General features: G+C 40.6%; 17 protein-coding genes and 1 rRNA gene. 8 read left to right on the top strand and 10 right to left on the bottom strand.

Annotation, left to right across the window (positions count from 1 at the left end; translation table 11 throughout):
• From G399_RS0117790 to rluD, 5 genes are all read right to left on the bottom strand, one after another.
• Positions 1 to 84, bottom strand: a 16S ribosomal RNA gene (locus tag G399_RS0117790); the annotation flags it as partial.
• Positions 85 to 640: 556 nt separating this feature from the next.
• Positions 641 to 1,579, bottom strand: coding sequence for a CDP-diacylglycerol--serine O-phosphatidyltransferase (pssA, locus tag G399_RS0117785; RefSeq protein WP_006011253.1), 939 nt, complete (start codon positions 1,577 to 1,579; stop codon positions 641 to 643).
• A 374-nt stretch (positions 1,580 to 1,953) separates the two neighbouring features.
• Entirely contained in the window at positions 1,954 to 4,530 is a 2,577-nt protein-coding gene (gene clpB, locus G399_RS0117780) for an ATP-dependent chaperone ClpB (protein WP_006011251.1), read from the bottom strand.
• Between the two features lie 74 nt (positions 4,531 to 4,604).
• Positions 4,605 to 5,375, bottom strand: coding sequence for a peptidoglycan editing factor PgeF (gene pgeF / locus G399_RS0117775; RefSeq protein WP_006011249.1), 771 nt, complete (start codon positions 5,373 to 5,375; stop codon positions 4,605 to 4,607).
• On the bottom strand, positions 5,376 to 6,356 hold the full coding sequence (gene rluD / locus G399_RS0117770) for a 23S rRNA pseudouridine(1911/1915/1917) synthase RluD (protein WP_026843855.1): 981 nt from the start codon (positions 6,354 to 6,356) through the stop codon (positions 5,376 to 5,378).
• A 306-nt stretch (positions 6,357 to 6,662) separates the two neighbouring features.
• Here rluD and G399_RS0117765 point away from each other — a divergent pair, with 306 nt between their 5' ends.
• A complete protein-coding gene (locus G399_RS0117765) occupies positions 6,663 to 7,430 on the top strand; it encodes an outer membrane protein assembly factor BamD (RefSeq protein WP_006011244.1) in 768 nt (255 codons plus the stop codon).
• A gap of 117 nt (positions 7,431 to 7,547) precedes the next feature.
• On the opposite strand, the gene G399_RS0117760 is transcribed toward G399_RS0117765, so the two are convergent.
• The 3 genes from G399_RS0117760 to G399_RS0117750 form a co-directional block, all read right to left on the bottom strand.
• Complete coding sequence (locus tag G399_RS0117760; RefSeq protein WP_006011243.1) at positions 7,548 to 8,216, bottom strand: ChrR family anti-sigma-E factor; 669 nt, start codon at positions 8,214 to 8,216, stop codon at positions 7,548 to 7,550.
• A complete protein-coding gene (locus G399_RS0117755) occupies positions 8,209 to 8,823 on the bottom strand; it encodes a sigma-70 family RNA polymerase sigma factor (protein WP_006011242.1) in 615 nt (204 codons plus the stop codon). The genes G399_RS0117760 and G399_RS0117755 overlap by 8 nt, the downstream gene beginning before the upstream one ends.
• Before the next feature lie 210 nt (positions 8,824 to 9,033).
• Positions 9,034 to 9,603, bottom strand: a complete 570-nt coding sequence (locus G399_RS0117750) for an LON peptidase substrate-binding domain-containing protein (protein ID WP_006011241.1) — start codon at positions 9,601 to 9,603, stop codon at positions 9,034 to 9,036.
• A 163-nt stretch (positions 9,604 to 9,766) separates the two neighbouring features.
• Between G399_RS0117750 and G399_RS0117745 the strand changes: the two genes are divergently transcribed.
• Genes G399_RS0117745 through G399_RS0117725 form a run of 5 tightly spaced genes read left to right on the top strand, consistent with a single transcriptional unit; the run spans position 9,767 to position 14,271 of the window.
• Entirely contained in the window at positions 9,767 to 10,222 is a 456-nt protein-coding gene (locus tag G399_RS0117745) for a nuclear transport factor 2 family protein (RefSeq protein ID WP_006011240.1), read from the top strand.
• Positions 10,222 to 10,962, top strand: a complete 741-nt coding sequence (locus G399_RS0117740) for an SDR family NAD(P)-dependent oxidoreductase (RefSeq protein ID WP_006011239.1) — start codon at positions 10,222 to 10,224, stop codon at positions 10,960 to 10,962. Before G399_RS0117745 ends, G399_RS0117740 begins: the two co-directional genes overlap by 1 nt.
• Positions 10,962 to 12,242: an NAD(P)/FAD-dependent oxidoreductase gene (locus tag G399_RS0117735; RefSeq protein WP_006011238.1), complete on the top strand. Its 1,281-nt coding sequence runs from the start codon at positions 10,962 to 10,964 to the stop codon at positions 12,240 to 12,242. The genes G399_RS0117740 and G399_RS0117735 overlap by 1 nt, the downstream gene beginning before the upstream one ends.
• On the top strand, positions 12,242 to 13,000 hold the full coding sequence (locus G399_RS0117730; RefSeq protein WP_006011237.1) for a DUF1365 domain-containing protein: 759 nt from the start codon (positions 12,242 to 12,244) through the stop codon (positions 12,998 to 13,000). The genes G399_RS0117735 and G399_RS0117730 overlap by 1 nt, the downstream gene beginning before the upstream one ends.
• A gap of 14 nt (positions 13,001 to 13,014) precedes the next feature.
• The gene (locus G399_RS0117725; RefSeq protein ID WP_006011235.1) at positions 13,015 to 14,271 is read left to right on the top strand and encodes an SAM-dependent methyltransferase; all 1,257 of its coding nucleotides are present in this window, start codon (positions 13,015 to 13,017) and stop codon (positions 14,269 to 14,271) included.
• Between the two features lie 40 nt (positions 14,272 to 14,311).
• Here G399_RS0117725 and G399_RS0117720 read toward each other — a convergent pair whose 3' ends face one another.
• On the bottom strand, positions 14,312 to 15,238 hold the full coding sequence (locus tag G399_RS0117720; protein WP_006011233.1) for a flagellar motor protein MotB: 927 nt from the start codon (positions 15,236 to 15,238) through the stop codon (positions 14,312 to 14,314).
• Entirely contained in the window at positions 15,238 to 15,999 is a 762-nt protein-coding gene (gene pomA / locus G399_RS0117715) for a flagellar motor protein PomA (RefSeq protein WP_006011231.1), read from the bottom strand. The genes G399_RS0117720 and pomA overlap by 1 nt, the downstream gene beginning before the upstream one ends.
• Before the next feature lie 263 nt (positions 16,000 to 16,262).
• On the opposite strand from pomA, the gene xseB reads away from it, so the two are divergent.
• Positions 16,263 to 16,496 carry an exodeoxyribonuclease VII small subunit gene (gene xseB, locus G399_RS0117710; protein ID WP_006011229.1) on the top strand — a complete coding sequence of 78 codons (234 nt, stop codon included), beginning with the start codon at positions 16,263 to 16,265 and terminating at the stop codon, positions 16,494 to 16,496.
• A gap of 5 nt (positions 16,497 to 16,501) precedes the next feature.
• Positions 16,502 to 17,407, top strand: coding sequence for a farnesyl diphosphate synthase (locus G399_RS0117705; RefSeq protein ID WP_006011228.1), 906 nt, complete (start codon positions 16,502 to 16,504; stop codon positions 17,405 to 17,407).
• Positions 17,408 to 17,522: the final 115 nt, after the last annotated feature.

Here is a 17,522-nt window from a genome sequence, read left to right as displayed (position 1 = left end):
AAGCTAGACATGTTTCCGTTCGACTTGCATGTGTTAGGCCTGCCGCCAGCGTTCAATCTGAGCCATGATCAAACTCTTCAATTAAATTTTTTGTAAATCGTTTTTTGTTGTCGACACTCTCAATGAGTGCCCACACAGATTGTCTTGTTATAAATTGTTAAAGAACTGGCCAGCTTCTTTCTATTTCACTGGCGGCTTGAAAGTCACGTTCTGTGCCGTATCAAGCGGGATGCATATACTACCTACATCATTTTTATTGTCAAGCTTTTTTACAATTCTTTGTGAATTTGTTTTTAACCGACACTGCCGATAAAACCAATTCAAACTGCGCTAAAACTTACTGTTCAAGTGAGTTACCAAACTACTGCTTGGCTGCTTCCCTTGACCAGAGCGCGCATTCTACAGAAAGCAAAAAAGTGTTCAAGTGTTTTCTTCAATTATTTTAATAAATTAACCCAAAAATCAAAATTTAATGCAGCTAAACATGAGTGCGGTCCGATAAAGTGTACTTATTTCAAGGGTTTATAAAATAAGGAAATATACATTAAGGCAGAATTAGAGATTCGAAAAGGGACAGGTCCTTTTGTAAAAGCGACCTTAATTAATAATTAAGGTCGTCTTATTATACTTATTATAATTACTACTTCTGATCACTGCTTTCTTTATTCGGCGCTTTATCTTTATTCGGCGCTTTGTCTTTATTCGGCGCTTTGTCTTTATTTGGCACTTCATCTTTATCTGTCAGATCGTCTTTATCTGTCAGATCGTCTTTTGCCGACAAATCGTCCTTAGCAGTGCTGTCGAACTTATCGTCAGCACTCTCTTCAAAATCAGCATCTTCTTGCGGTTCGCCAATCACATCTTCAAGAGTCACTTTTTCTACTGTTCGAAAAGTGTTTACCGGCCCGGCAATGGCATATAAAAGAAATACTAAAAATAAAACAAGTGATGGTGCAGTTGCTACAACGATGAATACTAGCATTACAATTAGAATGGCAACAAAAGGTACTTTGCCGTGCCAATCTAAGGTTTTAAAGCTGTTGTATTTAAAGTTGCTAACCATGAGTAAGCCTGAAATACCGGTCACTAAGGCAACAATGATGCCGTAGGCATTGCCATCTATCTCGTAATCAATACTAACCCAGACCATTCCGGCTACAAGTGCTGCCGCCGCGGGGCTAGCTAGCCCTTGAAAGAATCGACTGTCGGCAGTTCCGATCTGAGTATTGAATCTAGCCAGCCTTAGTGCAGCACAGGCTACATAGACAAAAGCAGCTAACCAACCTATTTTGCCTAGCTCTGCCAATCCAAAATTGTAAGCCACCAGTGCAGGTGCCATTCCAAAGGAAACCATGTCAGCCATAGAATCATATTCTGCACCAAAGTCGCTTTGTGTATTTGTTATTCTTGCTACTCGACCATCGAGTCCATCAAATATCATTGCTACAAATATTGCGATTGCAGCAGATTCAAAATGATTATTCATTGACATAACAACTGCATAAAAGCCGGAAAATAGACCCGCAGTGGTTAATAGGTTAGGTAATAAATAAATACCTTTTCGTTTATTCGCTGGCATATTTATAGTAGTACTCAATAGTTTTAGATTAATTGCGCTGCAGAACACGATGCCGGATTATCCAAGCAAATAGATCTTGTTTAGGCACATTATTGTTCGTTGATTAATTGTAGTACATAAACAATAGGGCTGTATATGTTAGTCGCATGGTTGTTATTAAATTCAATTGAGCAAATACATATATTCGATTTTTAACTGACCCACTGTAAAATCTGCCGCTTGAACCAGCATACACATAATATATATCAAAATAATTTTAGTATTTACATTACTTACTGAATCTTAGTTAACATTAGCTAATTGGCCACTTACATATACTAAGCCCTGGTGCTTAGCATAGCCATCAGGGCTTTATAAGATATTAACGTTTGTTGTTAGCAAATAGCCAACACACCGTCGACAACATCAATCCTTACTGTTTCTTTATCCAATAGCTTGTCGCTTAGTAAGGTTTCGGCTAATGGATTTTCAATTTGTGTTTGAATCGCTCGCTTCAGAGGCCGAGCTCCATAAACTGGATCAAACCCCGCTTCGGCAATAATGTCTAAGGCCGCGGCTGAAATTTCCAATTTCAATCCCATTTCTTGAAGGCGCTGACGCAAACCCACCAGCTGAATTTTAGCTATCGATTTTATTTCTTCCCTACCCAATGAATGAAATACCACAATATCATCCACTCGGTTAATAAATTCAGGTCTAAAATGTGTTGATACTTCTGCCATCACTTGCTGTTTCATTTCAATATAGGTGCTGTCATCTGTGTGGTTTTGAATGATTTCTGAGCCTAAATTTGAGGTCATGATAATCAAGGTATTTTTAAAGTTGACCGTCCTCCCATGCCCATCAGTTAGCCTGCCGTCGTCCAATACTTGCAATAAAATATTGAATACATCTGGATGTGCTTTTTCAACTTCATCGAGCAAGATGACGGAATACGGTTTACGTCTAACCGCTTCAGTTAAATACCCACCTTCTTCGTAACCTACATATCCTGGAGGGGCACCGACCAACCGCGATACCGAGTGCTTCTCCATAAACTCAGACATGTCGATACGGATCATGGCATCTTCAGTATCGAACAAGAAGTTAGCCAATGATTTACACAACTCAGTTTTACCGACACCAGTTGGACCTAAAAATAGGAATGATCCGGTCGGTTTGTCTGGGTCAGATAATCCTGCACGAGAACGTTTAATGGCATTTGACACAGCCACTACCGCCTCTTTTTGACCAACAACGCGTTTACCGATGATGTCTTCCATGTGTATCAATTTATCTTTTTCACCTTCCAACATTTTACTCACTGGAATACCGGTCCAGCGCGATAGCACATCGGCTATTTCCTTTTCGGTTACTTTATTTTTTAACAGTCGCGTCGCATTTGTTTCGGTTTCGGTTTCATTTGCTTGCTCAAGTTTTAGCTCTAACTCGGGAATACGGCCGTATTGAAGTTCTGACATTCTAGACAGGTCGGAAGCTCTGCGTGCTATTTCCAAATCAAGTTTAGCCTGCTCAAGTTCTGCTTTAATAAACTGAGTTCCTTGCATTGCACTTTTTTCGGCACGCCAAATTTTATCTAATTCAGCGAATTTCTGTTCCAATTGTTCGCGCTCAATTTCAATAACCTCAAGTCGCTTCAAACTCGACGTATCGGTTTCCTTTGATAATGCTTGCTCTTCTAGTTTTAACTGAATAATACGACGTTCAAGCTTATCCATTTCTTCTGGTTTGGAGTCAATTTGCATTCTAATACTAGAGGCAGCTTCATCAATTAGGTCGATGGCTTTATCAGGAAGTTGTCTATCACTGATATATCGGTTGGACAGATTAGCCGCCGCGACAATCGCAGGGTCAGTAATATCCACTGAGTGGTGCAATTCATAGCGCTCTTTTAATCCACGTAAAATTGCAATAGTATCCTCTACTGACGGTTGATCTACTTGTACTTTTTGAAAGCGTCGCTCTAAGGCAGCATCTTTTTCAATATATTTTCTATATTCGTCAAGAGTCGTCGCACCGACGCAGTGCAGTTCACCGCGTGCTAGAGCAGGTTTGAGCATATTGCCTGCATCCATTGCTCCCTCACCTGCGCCTGCGCCTACCATGGTATGAAGCTCATCAATAAAAAGAATGACTTTACCTTCTTCTTTAGACAACTCATTTAGAACCGCTTTCAAGCGCTCTTCAAACTCACCGCGAAATTTTGCCCCCGCTAAAAGTGAGCCCATATCCAAAGACAACACCCGCTTATTTTTCAATCCTTCAGGTACTTCTCCATTAATAATACGTTGTGCTAAGCCTTCAACAATAGCGGTTTTACCAACCCCTGGCTCACCAATCAATACCGGATTATTTTTAGTCCTGCGCTGCAGTACCTGTATTGTTCGACGAATTTCATCATCACGCCCGATAACAGGATCAAGTTTACCCTGCTCCGCACGTTCGGTGAGATCCATGGTATATTTTTCAAGTGCTTGGCGAACGTCTTCAGCGTTAGGGTCTGTGACTTTTTGACCATTGCGCAGTATGTCAATAGCCGCCTCAATAATTTCCTTTTTAACCCCTAGTGTTTTGAATATTGTGCCTAAATGACCGGTATCTTCCATTGAAGCAAGCACAAATATTTCAGACGTGATGTAGTCATCTTTACGTTTTTGTGCAATTTTGTCACTTAGGTTCAATAGTTTGATTGTGTCCTTACCAATTTGAATATCACCGCCAATGCCTTGCAATTGTGGCAGCCGTTCAATGGCTTCTGATAAGGAAGAACGCAAGCTGTTAACGTTCACTTTAGCTTGGTCAAACAATGGACGCACTGATCCTCCCTGCTGATTGAGCAAGGCCATCATAAGGTGCACAGGTTCAATGTATTGATGATCTCTTCCTAACGCGAGGCTTTGTGCATCAGAAATGGCAACTTGGAATTTGCTTGTAAATCGGTCTAATCTCATAACTCATGTAACTCCACTATCACTATAGCTTCTCAATGGAGTCATTAAACACGACTTTCAAGCGTACTTTTTATTCAATCGTGCGAGTCTTTGATTAAGATCAAGTTTGTCATTCGCCCGCACGTAGATAAACCTTGATGTGTAGCGCGACGATGTGAAAACAAATTAGTTGCAGAATAAGTGCAAATATTTGAATAGTAGCGCTGCAGAACGCCCAACGCATCCAGTTTTAAATCAGCTACTGCTACCAAATCCAGTAGCATCTTATTGTTTGAAGATGACATTTTCAGTGCGCTTGGAAATGTACAGAACAAATCAGCGACATCGACACCTACTTCGAAATTCTGTTGACTGATAGAAGGTGCAAACCAAACGTGGATATCATGAGGAGATGATATAAACTGCGCTATGGTATTTTCAATAACACCATTTAACAAGCCTTTCCAACCCGCGTGAATGGCAGCCACTTCAGTCCCTTCTGAATTTGCTATCATTAACGCCATACAATCGGCAGTCATTACATTACAAGGTAAATTAGGTGTTTGAGCGTAAGCTGCATCAGCCTCGTTCGCACCAGCAATAGTCGGTTCAGTAAGTCGCAGGACGTTTATACCATGGGTTTGATTTAACCAAGAAATTGAACGCATATTTGGCACATTTTTTTTCAATTGACGGGCTAGGCGTTGACGATTTTTTTCAACGCAAAGTGCATCATCACCGACATGAGCCCCTAAGTTTAAGCTTTTGAAAACATCGCGACTAACACCACCATCAATAGTGGTGCTAGCGCAAAATACGCGTTTATTAACTGGCCACTTGGGCTGAATAAACGTCAGTGAAGCCAATTAGATATCAATTCCGTTTATTTTTGTATCTTCACGTACTTCTTTTAATAGAGTCACAAAATCCTCAGGAATGGGCGCTTTGAACGTCATTTCTTCACCGCTAATCGGATGTAACAGTGTCAACTGCGCTGCATGCAAAGCTTGACGTTTAAACCCACGTAATGCGGAAATGAAGTTCTCGCTAGCATGTTTTGGTAGCCGAGGTCTTCCACCATATAGAGCATCACCGACAAGTGGATGATTAATATGCGACATGTGCACTCGAATTTGGTGGGTTCTGCCACTTTCCAATTTCAAGCGTAAATAAGTATAAGCACGAAACTTTTCTTTTACTCTGTAGTGAGTTACCGCAGGTTTACCGCCCTCTCGCACCGCCATCGCTGTTCTTTTAGTCGCGTGCCGAGCTATGGGTTGGTCAACAAATCCACCAGCAATCATGGTTCCCATTACTAACGCTTCATATTCACGACCCATCGTTCGTGCTTGCAACTGCTCAACCAAATTTGTTTGTGCTGGCAATGTTTTTGCTACAACCATTAAACCAGTAGTATCTTTATCTAAGCGATGGACAATACCGGCTCTGGGGACCTGATCAATACTCGGCACTTTCGCTAGTAAAGCATTTAGCAATGTACCATCATGATTTCCCGCACCAGGATGCACAACCAAACCTGCTTGTTTGTCGATAACCAATATATGCTCATCTTCATAAACCACGCTCAAATCCATATGCTGAGGCTCACTGGTTACTTGGACTTCATGTTCAGCGCCAATAACGATTTCTTCACCGCTTTTAAGTTTTAGTCTTGGTGTGTCGATTTTTTCACCATCAACGGTCACAAAACCAGCCAATATCCATTCTTTTAGCTTAGAGCGTGAGTATTCAGGGAACAAAACCGCCAAACATTGGTCTAGTCTTTTATCGAATAACCTTTCTGGCACAGTTGCCGAAAGGTTAATTTGGAGTTTATTGGTAGCCATAACATTCGCATTAATAAATAATATGCATAGTATAGCAAGCAAGTTATGTTGCATAACAGCAAGATTTTCTAACACAGCAAATAAAGCTTAGTGTAGAATGGCTGAAAGCGACAATTTGAGCACTGTATTGTGCAATAAATAGTAGCGCAATAAATAGTAGCGCAATAAGTGGTAGACCGACAAAGAGCAGCCCAACAAAAAGCAGCGTAATAAATGGCAGCGCAACAAATCGCCTAAAAAAATACAGTAAGGTCTCTTGTCGTCAAACTACTTTATTAATAAATAGAAAAGGTTAAGCAATTTTAAATGATACTCAAAAATAAGATAAGCATCGCAATACTCGCCGCAGCAATTATTGGATTAGGTGGCTGTGCGTCCTCTGAAGACGAGCAGGCTAAGGCCATCTCTAACCAAGGTGTTCAAGCGCTGTATGCTGATGCTCGGGAAAGCATGGCTATTGGTAACTTTGCGCAAGCTTCTCAGACATTGAGCATTATCGATTCAAAATACCCGTTCGGTCCGCATTCACATCAAGTTCAACTAGATCTTATTTTTTCGTATTATAAAGTCGGTAAACCAGACCAAGCCTTAGCAACGATTGACCGTTTCGTTCGATTAAACCCAAATCATGCTGATGTTGATTACGCTTATTTTATGCGCGGTGTCACTAATATGGAACTCGACAATAACCTGTTTCAAGAAATATTAGGTGTCGATCGCTCAGATAGAGATCCCTCTAAATCACGTGAAGCATTCGAAGATTTTAGACGTTTAATTCAAAAATACCCTAACAGTAAATATGCACTTGATGCTAGAGAACGCATGTTGCATATAAAAAACAGACTCGCCAGCTACGAAATTGCTGTTGCTCGCTATTATATGAGAAGACAAGCATTTATAGCTGCGGCTAATCGGGGCAGATATGTTATTGAGAATTTTCCGGATACTAGTCAAGTTCAACCAGCGTTAGAAATTATGGTGTCTAGTTATAATCAACTGGACCTGACTGAGTTAAAAGAAAATACAATGAGGACCCTAAGACTAAACTACCCTGATAGTGAATTCTTAGAGTAGATAAGATGCTTTTCGCTATTTAAAGCGAAGCTCGGAAACAAAAAAAGCACGCATAATGCGTGCTTTTTACATCATAAAAACCGATGCTTGATTGGGAGTGTCGTTTACCTAATATAATTATTTAAAAAACAAATGACTGAACGGGTTAATGAGCCTTGCCCAACCAGATGTAAAGTGCAGAGGCGCGTCAACGATGCTAAATACTAAACAACCTTCGTCGGACTTAGTTAACGGCGTATGAATATTTTTACCATCCATCACCATAAAATCACCGCTATCGTAGTCGGCCAATCCATCACTAAATTCACCGTTTACCACTAATGTCATTTCGGTACCACGGTGAGTATGTTCAGGGACGCCCCCACCTTTTTCCATGAAAATGAAATTAGCTACAGTATCACCCCCTATGTTAACAGGGGCCTGCCAAATCTTACCAACTAAGTGAGACCAATTTCCTATCGACTCGGAAAAACGATTTAGAGAGCGCGGTAACGTGAATTTGCGTCCGTCTAGTTCCAGCGTACTGTTTTTTGGTTCAGAGCCGGCACCTCGATCAATTTCTTGAGACGTAATTTGCGACAGCATGGTCCCAAATAAATTAGGGTCCAACCTCTGCGAACTCTCATCGAACACCGTTTCACTGTGGGCTTCGGTATAAAGCACTACTTTGTTAGCACATTGAATGCACATATCACAATGAGCCGATATAATGAGCGATTCAGCGGGCGCCATTAAGCCATTGGAAAACGTATTCAACTGCTGGTTTGAAGGATGAAACTTAATCATGGGTTTCCAACATGTCCTTTAAACGCTGTAGCGCTAACCTCGTGCGAGATTTTACCGTACCGAGTGGAATATTCAACTCGTCTGCCACTTCTTGTTGTGATTTGCCTTCAATGTATATTGCTTCAATGACCGCCTTTTGCTTGTCAGGAAGTGAATTAAATAATTCTCCCACTTGCTGTAGTGTCACTTTCTCTTCTAAGGACTTCTCTTTCGGGTCAGCTGTTTGCTCGCACAACACCGGCCACATGTCATCTGAGCAAATATCTTCTTTACGATTTTGTAATTTTCTCAACATATCAAATCTGATGTTTCTTGCTATCGTAAAGATCCACGTCGAAGGGGAGCCCTTCTCAGCGTTGAAGAGGTGTGCTTTTTGCCACACGTTGGACATAGTGTCTTGCACTAGTTCCATCGCGATTGCTTCATTACCCATTTGTTTCAGCGCGTATGAGCGGAGACGTGGTGCGAAGTAGCCAAAGATCTTTGCGAATGATGCTTTACAACGTTCCTTGGCAACCGTGTCCAAATGTGCTGCCATTTCTGCAGCACAATCTTTTGGTTTTCTTACGTCTGGCTTGTTATTTTCCAATGTTATTCCGATAAGCATTCAAGTTTTCCTGTGATATGCAATACAATAGTATACGTTTCGCGATTTAGAAAGATCACAAAGAAACATTATCATAGGGTGTTTTTCCGCACTGAATAAAAAATAAGGTTGCAAATGTACTTTCAGCATTCGATTTACCTTGCCACAGTTACCTTAAAGCACTTACGCGTCTATAAGCTAATGCACAATTACTATTCAATATGTGTTTGATTAATATTTAATTAACTCCGATAAATACGCTACTATTTTTTTACAATCTTTTTGTGCTAAAAAGTGCTGTTTCTGCTCTGCGTCTACCGGAAGCAATTCTAACCATCTATTAATGACCCAAAGAGGGTCATCCAATTTCACGTGTTCGTAAAGTGACCTGAATTCTTCATAGGTATCAAAAATTTCTCCCAGCCTTTCATTCATCGGTGCGATTTCTTGTATGTCGAAATCACACGACCACACTTCGACATTCTCACAATCTGCAATGCGTAATCCATCTTTTTCAGTTTCTATGTTACTAACAGATACACAGTTGACACCCTCTACGGTGACTCCTAAGAGGCCGTCTTCTAACACGTCAAAATCGATGACTCGGCAATATGTTCCAGTCGGGAATATATGTGTATTTTGTTCCTGATTGCCTTTAGAGTTAAGCATACAAATAACAAATCCAGCGTCCTTCGCACACGCTTCTTTGACCATCCGTATGTAGCGCGGTTCAAAGATCCGCAGTGCCATCCTACCTTCAGGTAGAATATGCGCAGATAATGGGAATAATGGGCACTTCATATTACAAACGGTCTCGATTTTAGTTGACAGTAAAATATTTACGCCATAATGATAAAATAGATCGAAAAGACGTTGAATTAAAAATCATTTAATCGATTAATCTCTTGATCCCAACTACGCTAATGTAGGTAGACTAATTATAGATTTTAAAAATGAGCAGTATATGGATGCAATTAGAAAATTTGAGTCCTTCTATACCGACTTAGCATCGATGAAGGTCGAAGAGTTGGCAGACATTTATAGCAGTGATGTCACGTTTATCGATCCAATTGCAGCGCATTCTGGCATTACGGCAGTGGAGAGTTACTTCAGTAAACTTTTGTGCAATGCTAAATATTGCACATTTACGATACACTCAATAGAAGAAACAACCTCGATCAACAGCGAAAGTAATACCATAACCACTATACCAAGCTATTTTGTTACTTGGAAAATGGCATTTACATCAGCCCGGATGAATCAAGGGCAGCCTATTCAAGTTGACGGTATTACTCAGTTGAAGATTGAGCACAATAAAATAATATATCATCGCGATTACTATGATTTGGGGCAGATGATATACGAGAATGTACCGCTATTAGGAAGCGTGATTAAACGAATAAAAAGGAGACTGGTATAATGGCAACAATACTTATTACTGGCGCAACCTCTGGGATTGGCGAAGCGCTTGCTAGTCTCTGTGCCAAAGCAGGACATACAGTCATTGCTTGCGGCCGCAATGAACAAAAACTAGCCGAACTTGCACAGATTGAAAATATATCAACCTGCCGTTTTGATGTCACTGATGAGGAAGCAACCAAAGCGGCTTTGGCAAATATTAAGTGTGACATGGCAGTGTTAAACGCCGGTACATGTGAATACGTAGAGATTAACGATGTTGAACCAGACATGTTCAAACGCGTCTTCGATGCCAATGTATTTGGCGTTATTAACGTTGTCTCAGCACTTATTCCAGTGCTGAAGCGAGGCAATAAGATCGTATTTGTCGATAGTTTAGCTCGCTTACTTCCATTTCCAAAGAGCCAGGCTTATGGTGCGAGCAAGGCGGCATTAAACTACATAGCAAAAAGTTTTGAAGTTGACTTAGCACACAAAGGAATACAGGTACAAACCTTGACTCCTGGCTTTGTTAAAACGCCACTAACAGACAAAAACGATTTTCCAATGCCTATGGTCATCAGCGCAGAGGCTGCTGCTAAATATATGCTCAAAGGGATTTTTTCGTCTCGTTCTAACGTTTATTTCCCAAGAAGATTTAGCTTTATTGTCCGCTTATTAAATTTTTTACCCGAAGGATTACAAAAACGAATCTGTATCAAAATGCGACAACAACCAAAAATAAAAAGAGAAAACGCATAATGACCAAAAGAATTGCCATCATTGGTACTGGAATTTCAGGCCTGACCTCAGCTTACCTACTAAATAAAGAGAATGACATAAAGGTATATGAGGCGAATGATTATATAGGTGGTCACACAGCAACAAAGAATATAGTGGTGAATAACGCTCACTATGCTATCGATACCGGTTTTATTGTTTATAACGAGTGGACATACCCCAATTTCATCAAATTAATGCAAACCTTACAAGTGGACACGCAAGCTACTGAAATGAGTTTTAGCGTTAAAAATTTAAAAACTAAGATGGAATATAATGGTAATACGATTAATAGTTTGTTTGCCCAGCGACGAAATATTTTACGCCCATCGTTTTGGCGCTTAGTGCTCGACATAGTCAAATTTAACAAGTTATGTAAAGCGCATATCGCTGAAAACAAAGAAACCGATAACATCACGCTACAGGCGTTTATTGCTCAACATGGACTCAGTGAGATTTTCACGCAAAACTATATTCTTCCGATGTGCGCTGCGATATGGTCAACCAGTTTGGAGGCGTCGGCCAATTTTCCGTTATCTTTCTTTTTGAAATTTTTTAATAATCATGGTCTTTTGAATATCACGAATAGACCCCAGTGGTTTACAATTATCGGCGGTTCAAACCAATATGTGGGACCTTTGACAGAATCATTCATATCTAAAATCAGTCTTAACGATGCAGTTAAAAGCGTTGTAAAAGTAGAGAACGAGTTTGTTATTGTTAGCCAAAAAAGCCAAGAGACCTTTGATGAAGTTATTTTCGCCTGCCATAGTGATCAAGCATTGCGAATGTTATCAGAGCAAGCTCAGGAAAATATCGATTTATCTGCATATAGTGACATACTAGCTGCTATCCCCTACTCCATGAATGAGGTTGTATTGCACACAGATACCTCGGTTTTACCAGCACGCCCTCTCGCTTGGGCTAGTTGGAACTACGAAATTGAAGGAGCTCGAACAGAAGCATCCAGACCTGCCGCAGTCACCTATAATATGAACATTCTACAATGCCTAAAAAGCGACACTACGTTTTGCGTGACCTTGAATAATACCCAAGCGATATCACCCGATAAAATTTTGGGCACCTATCATTATGCGCATCCACAATTCAGTCCCAAGATGGTTAAGGCGCAAGAGCGCAGAGATGAAATATGTGGCAAAGAAGGTATTCATTTCTGCGGGGCATATTGGTATAACGGTTTTCATGAAGATGGCGTTCGCAGTGCGTTAGATGTTTGTAAACGCTTTGGTGTTAGCCTCTAATGTCTATGCAAGAAACAACAATATCACCCGCTTCTAAAGTGGAATCAGCTCTATATAGCGGAATGGTGCATCATCAGCGATTCGTTCCCAAGGTACATCGTTTTAGCTATAAAATTTATTTGTACTGGTTAAAACTGAGCGAAATAGAGCAACTAAATACTGATATAACAGGATTTTCAAACCATCCCAAAGGCGTTAGCGCAGTAAGGTTTTTGCGTAACGATTATTTAGGCGATCCAGAAGAATCACTAGAAACTTCAGTACTCGCAAGAATGTCAGAATTAAACGGAACTAGCTTAACCGGAGATGTTTTTTTCTTAGGTCAGGTGCGTACATTTGGTTGGTACTTTAGCCCTGCTAACTTCTATTATTTAAAGAATGATAAAGGTATTTACACCCATATGCTTGCTGAAGTAAGCAATACGCCTTGGAATAAAAGACATCACTATTTGGTGGACTTAGCAAAACAGGCAGATTGCGATAAAGCATTCCATGTTTCTCCGTTTAATCCAATGGATATGACGTACCGATGGAAAATTAAACAACCAGATAAAAATCTTAGATTGCATTTATCATGTATAAAACAAGAGAAACATTTTGAAGCTGCACTCGATATGCAACGGCAGCCTTTAACGACTAAAACACTGCGTGGCGCTTTACTCAGTATTCCTAGTATGACCTTAAAAACGGTTGTTGGAATTTATTGGCAAGCTCTTAAGTTATTTATCAAGCGCGTGCCAATTTATATGTATCCATGAAGTAAGGAAGAATTATGTCACATAGTGAACAAACAATAGTAAACGGCGATTCAATGACATTTATGGAACGTACTTATCGTCAGCTTTTTGTAAAAGCGATGCAGAATATGCCTGAAGGCCATCTGACATTGAAAGAAAACGGTCGCTTAGTTGCGCAGTGCGGTAATCCAGATCAGGATTTGCATGCAGAAGTAAACATCATCGATGCACGGGCTTATAAGCGCTTAGTACTTGGTGGTAGCGTGGCGTCGGGTGAGACATTTACTGACGGATGGTGGACTACACCAAGTTTAACCAACGTTATTCGTATTTTTGCGCGCAACTTAAGTACCTTGGACGAATGGGAAAACAAATTCAAGTGGATCACGATGCCCATATTGAAAATACAACATTTCATGCGTCGCAACTCTCGAGATCAGGCGAAAAAGAATATTTCCGCGCATTATGACCTGGGCAATAAGTTGTATACTAAGTTTTTAGACCAGTCGATGATGTATTCCTCCGCAATTTACCCAACACCACAAGCAACTTTAGCTGAAGCGCAAGAAAATAAACTTCGCTCTATTTGCGATAAACTAAAATTAACACCCAAAGACCATTTGATCGAAATCGGCACTGGCTGGGGTGGTTTAGCTATTTATGCGGCTAAAAATTATGGTTGTCACGTCACTACAACCACTATTTCTGATGAACAATATGCATATGCTCAAGAATGGGTAGATAACGAAGGTCTCAATGAAAAAATTACCTTATTGAAGAAAGACTACCGATTGTTAGAAGGTAAATTTGATAAATTGGTATCAATCGAAATGATTGAGGCCGTCGGCAAAGCTTATTTAGCAAACTTTTTTGAGAAGTGCTCTTCGTTATTAAAGCCAGATGGACTGATGTTACTGCAATCAATCACCATTGATGACCGTCGTTACGACAGTTACTCCAATAGTGTTGATTTTATTCAAAAGCATATATTCCCTGGTGGTTTTTTGCCGTCGCAGTTTGCTATTAACAAGTTTTTAAAGAAATGCACTGACATGAACATTCGCGACTTACATGATATTGGTCTGGATTATGCGAAAACACTACATGACTGGCATGTCGCTTTCGATAACAACAAAGAAGCATTAGAAAAAGATGGTTACGATGAGCGTTTCGCTCGCATGTGGCAGTATTATCTAAACTACTGCGAGGGCGGTTTTTTGGAGAGGGCTATCAGCACCGTGCAACTGGTTATTAGTAAACCTCATTATCGTGCTGACTTAGAACGTTCTTAATTTAACCCTGTTAGTGTTTTACGGTTAAATGGTCGCGAAACTAATTATCGAGAACTGATATAGGATCTGAGTATTTTGGTTTGCCTTGCATGATCGATATTTCAACACGTCTATTCCTGCTGCGTGACTCAGTTGTGTCATCCGCCTCAATAGGCTGTGTAGATGCTTTGCCGACTATTTTCATTCTAGCTTCATCGAACCCGGGTGCTTTGCGTAATTCTTCTGCAACAGCTACCGCTCTTTGCGCAGACAAATCCCAGTTTGAACGATACAACTCATTCGAAATTTGAACGTTATCGCTGTGTCCTGTAACCTCAATTTCGCCGGGCATGTCAGCTAGCAGAATACCTACTTCACGAATGACCGGTTTAAACTGTGGTTGTAGAAATGCTGAACCAGCTGAAAAAGATCCGTTCTCTCTTATGCGAATAACAATTTGTTGTCCTAAGTTTTCAACATCAACTGCGCCATCTTTGATTTCTTTTTGCAGTAAATCTTCTATTTTCTTGGTATTTTGCTCAGTTTGTGCATTACTCGCTGCGGACGCTGCCGCTGCCGCAGTTTGACTTGCAGTTTGCGCTGACTGACCACCTCTAAAAGTGCCGCGTTGTTTTTGTCTTCCACCGGCACTGTCTTCTTCGCCGTCTTGAAAGTTCAACATCGGCTTGGTAATTTCTTGTGTGATTTGTTGCACTGTTTCAATAGGCGTAGGATCGGGTTTGCCTGGACGAAACTCCATCGCAATAACACTAGTGCCTTTAGGAATGTCTTTTAACTCAATTTTATTTTGAACACCAAATGCAAACTTCATTGAACCCGCTATTTGTTTAAACTTTCTAACGTCCATTTCAGAAAACGAAAGCAGTAGTACGAAAAAGCACAGTAGCAACGACATCAAGTCAGCAAAAGTTCCCATCCAGGCAGGTAGGCCTCTTGGGGGGCATTTTGGGCATTCATCGTCATCCACTACTCTGTTTCTCCAGAACCGCGTTTACCTTGCGCTATATAACCTTTTAATACACCTTCAATTACACGCGGATTTTGACCATCGGCAATGCCCAAGATGCCGTCGAGAATAAGACTTTGATTCAGTTTCTCTTCAGCTGCACGCACACCCAGTTTAAAAGAGATAGGTAAACAGATAATATTAGCTAGAAAAGCACCATACAGTGTTGTTAATAGTGCAACTGCCATCGCAGGGCCTATTGCTTTTGGGTCATCCATGTTGGATAACATAGCAACCAAACCGACTAAAGTCCCAATCATACCCATCGCTGGCGCGACATCACCCAATGATCTAAAAATGACCGACCCCGCGTCATGGCGTTCGCTCGTATTGGCAATATCTTTTCCCATTGTGGTTCTGACCACTTCAACGTCGTGACCATCTACTAACATATCGACACCTTTTTGCATAAAAGCGTTTTCTATGACGGCCTCTTCTAACGCTAAGAATCCTCCTTTGCGAGCTGCGTCAGCCATTTCTACGATTTTTTGAATGAGTTCTTCGGGTTTTTGGATCTTAAAAGTAAAGGCTTTTGCGGCAACTTTGCCGGCACCTAAAAACTGACCTAATGGATACTGTGAGAGCACAACAAAGGTAGATCCGCCAAATACAATAAAGACTGCAGGTACGTTGAAAAACATCCCTAAATCACCGCCTAGGATCATTGCCATTAAGACAAAACCTATGGCACCAATCATACCAATAAGGGTTGCTAAATCCACGTGTCACTCCTAATAAAGCTGCTTTTTAGAAAATTATTATCGTTATGGCTATGCAGTGTACCTGTAACCTTCAAATTCTTAGTATCGACTTCAATACCTTTGTATTCTGGACTAATAACAGTCTGCAAAAGTGTTAACGGCCTGAACACCAAAAGCTTTACTGACAAAGAAATGTTTTTACTCATATTTGGGCAAATAAATTGACCTTGAATCGCCCCTCAGTTAAGGTTCAGATAAAGTAAATACAAACGAAATTGAAGTAAATGACAGATCAAAAAACATCATTTGAAGCCGCCATGCAAGAGCTTGAAGAAATTGTCGTAGAAATGGAGAAAGGTGATATTCCTTTAGAGCAATCACTGAAGAAGTTCGAACGCGGTATTCAATTAGCAAGACAAAGCCAGCAGCAGCTAAAAGCCGCTGAACAAAAAGTACAAATACTAATGCAATCTAACGGTGACGAAACACTTGCCGATTTCGAAAGTGACGAGCTCTAACAATTATGTCTTTAGTAACTGCGTCCTTATCGACCATTCAACAAGACTTACAAGCGCGTATTGACCAAAAGCTAGACCTCTTCATTGACCAACAAACTCAAGTTGCCGATGATCTTATCAGCGCAATGAAATACAGTGTTTTGGGCGGTGGTAAGCGTATACGGCCTATGCTGCTATCAATTATTGGTAATATGTTGGGAGCTGATCGAGACGATCTTGATGTTGCTAGTATGTCTATTGAGTGTATTCATGCGTACTCATTAATTCATGACGATTTACCTGCCATGGACAATGATGCATTGCGCCGAGGCAAACCAACGAGTCATATACAATTCGGTGAGGCGACCGCAATTTTAGCCGGTGATGCACTGCAAACTCTTGCGTTTGAAATTATTCTGAATCATCCATTATCAGAGCAAAACTCAGTAAAACGAATTGACATGGCGAAGGTAATTGCCAAAGCATCTGGCGTGAACGGTATGTGCGCCGGTCAAAGTATTGATTTAATTGCCACCGGTAACGAAATATCGCTGACCCAATTGACTCAACTTCATCAATTAAAAACAGGTGCGTTATTAAGCGCTTGTGTTTCTTTAGGAGCGATACTTGCAACGGACATATGTGTTGAACACATTCAATTGTTACATGAATATGCAGGCAGTATTGGACTCGCGTTTCAGGTACGAGACGATATTTTAGACGTCGTATCGGACAGTGAAACGTTAGGTAAACCACAGGGCTCAGATACTGCACTAAATAAGAATACATTTGTATCCCACCTTGGTTTACAAGGGTCACAAAGCTATTTACAAAAGCTACATAACGAGGCTCTGCAATCTCTGGCGTCACTACCTTACAATACACAAGAATTAAAAACGTTTACGAACTTTTTAGTTTCGCGAAAGTATTAGTAGTAGTAACCTAACTTGTGGACGAAAACCGCACGGCGTAAACCGAAGTAAAGCAATGACTAATACAAAAAGACGACTTCGTTACTCATCAACAATGCTATAATTGCGGAAGTAC

The sequence above is a fragment of the Brumicola pallidula DSM 14239 = ACAM 615 genome (assembly GCF_000428905.1).
In the GTDB taxonomy this organism is placed as follows: Bacteria; Pseudomonadota; Gammaproteobacteria; order Enterobacterales; family Alteromonadaceae; genus Glaciecola; species Glaciecola pallidula.
Note: the sequence above shows the minus strand (reverse complement) of the source record. Positions and strands in the feature narration are given on the sequence as shown.

What these genes read in the sequence shown, in the direction of transcription:
- pssA (WP_006011253.1), bottom strand. Translation starts at nt 1,579, where the DNA reads ATGCCAGCGAATAAACGAAAAGGTATTTATTTATTACCTAACCTATTA.
- clpB (WP_006011251.1), bottom strand. Translation starts at nt 4,530, where the DNA reads ATGAGATTAGACCGATTTACAAGCAAATTCCAAGTTGCCATTTCTGAT.
- rluD (WP_026843855.1), bottom strand. Translation starts at nt 6,356, where the DNA reads ATGGCTACCAATAAACTCCAAATTAACCTTTCGGCAACTGTGCCAGAA.
- G399_RS0117765 (WP_006011244.1), top strand. Translation starts at nt 6,663, where the DNA reads ATGATACTCAAAAATAAGATAAGCATCGCAATACTCGCCGCAGCAATT.
- G399_RS0117760 (WP_006011243.1), bottom strand. Translation starts at nt 8,216, where the DNA reads ATGATTAAGTTTCATCCTTCAAACCAGCAGTTGAATACGTTTTCCAAT.
- G399_RS0117755 (WP_006011242.1), bottom strand. Translation starts at nt 8,823, where the DNA reads ATGCTTATCGGAATAACATTGGAAAATAACAAGCCAGACGTAAGAAAA.
- G399_RS0117750 (WP_006011241.1), bottom strand. Translation starts at nt 9,603, where the DNA reads ATGAAGTGCCCATTATTCCCATTATCTGCGCATATTCTACCTGAAGGT.
- G399_RS0117745 (WP_006011240.1), top strand. Translation starts at nt 9,767, where the DNA reads ATGGATGCAATTAGAAAATTTGAGTCCTTCTATACCGACTTAGCATCG.
- G399_RS0117740 (WP_006011239.1), top strand. Translation starts at nt 10,222, where the DNA reads ATGGCAACAATACTTATTACTGGCGCAACCTCTGGGATTGGCGAAGCG.
- G399_RS0117735 (WP_006011238.1), top strand. Translation starts at nt 10,962, where the DNA reads ATGACCAAAAGAATTGCCATCATTGGTACTGGAATTTCAGGCCTGACC.
- G399_RS0117730 (WP_006011237.1), top strand. Translation starts at nt 12,242, where the DNA reads ATGTCTATGCAAGAAACAACAATATCACCCGCTTCTAAAGTGGAATCA.
- G399_RS0117725 (WP_006011235.1), top strand. Translation starts at nt 13,015, where the DNA reads ATGTCACATAGTGAACAAACAATAGTAAACGGCGATTCAATGACATTT.
- xseB (WP_006011229.1), top strand. Translation starts at nt 16,263, where the DNA reads ATGACAGATCAAAAAACATCATTTGAAGCCGCCATGCAAGAGCTTGAA.
- G399_RS0117705 (WP_006011228.1), top strand. Translation starts at nt 16,502, where the DNA reads ATGTCTTTAGTAACTGCGTCCTTATCGACCATTCAACAAGACTTACAA.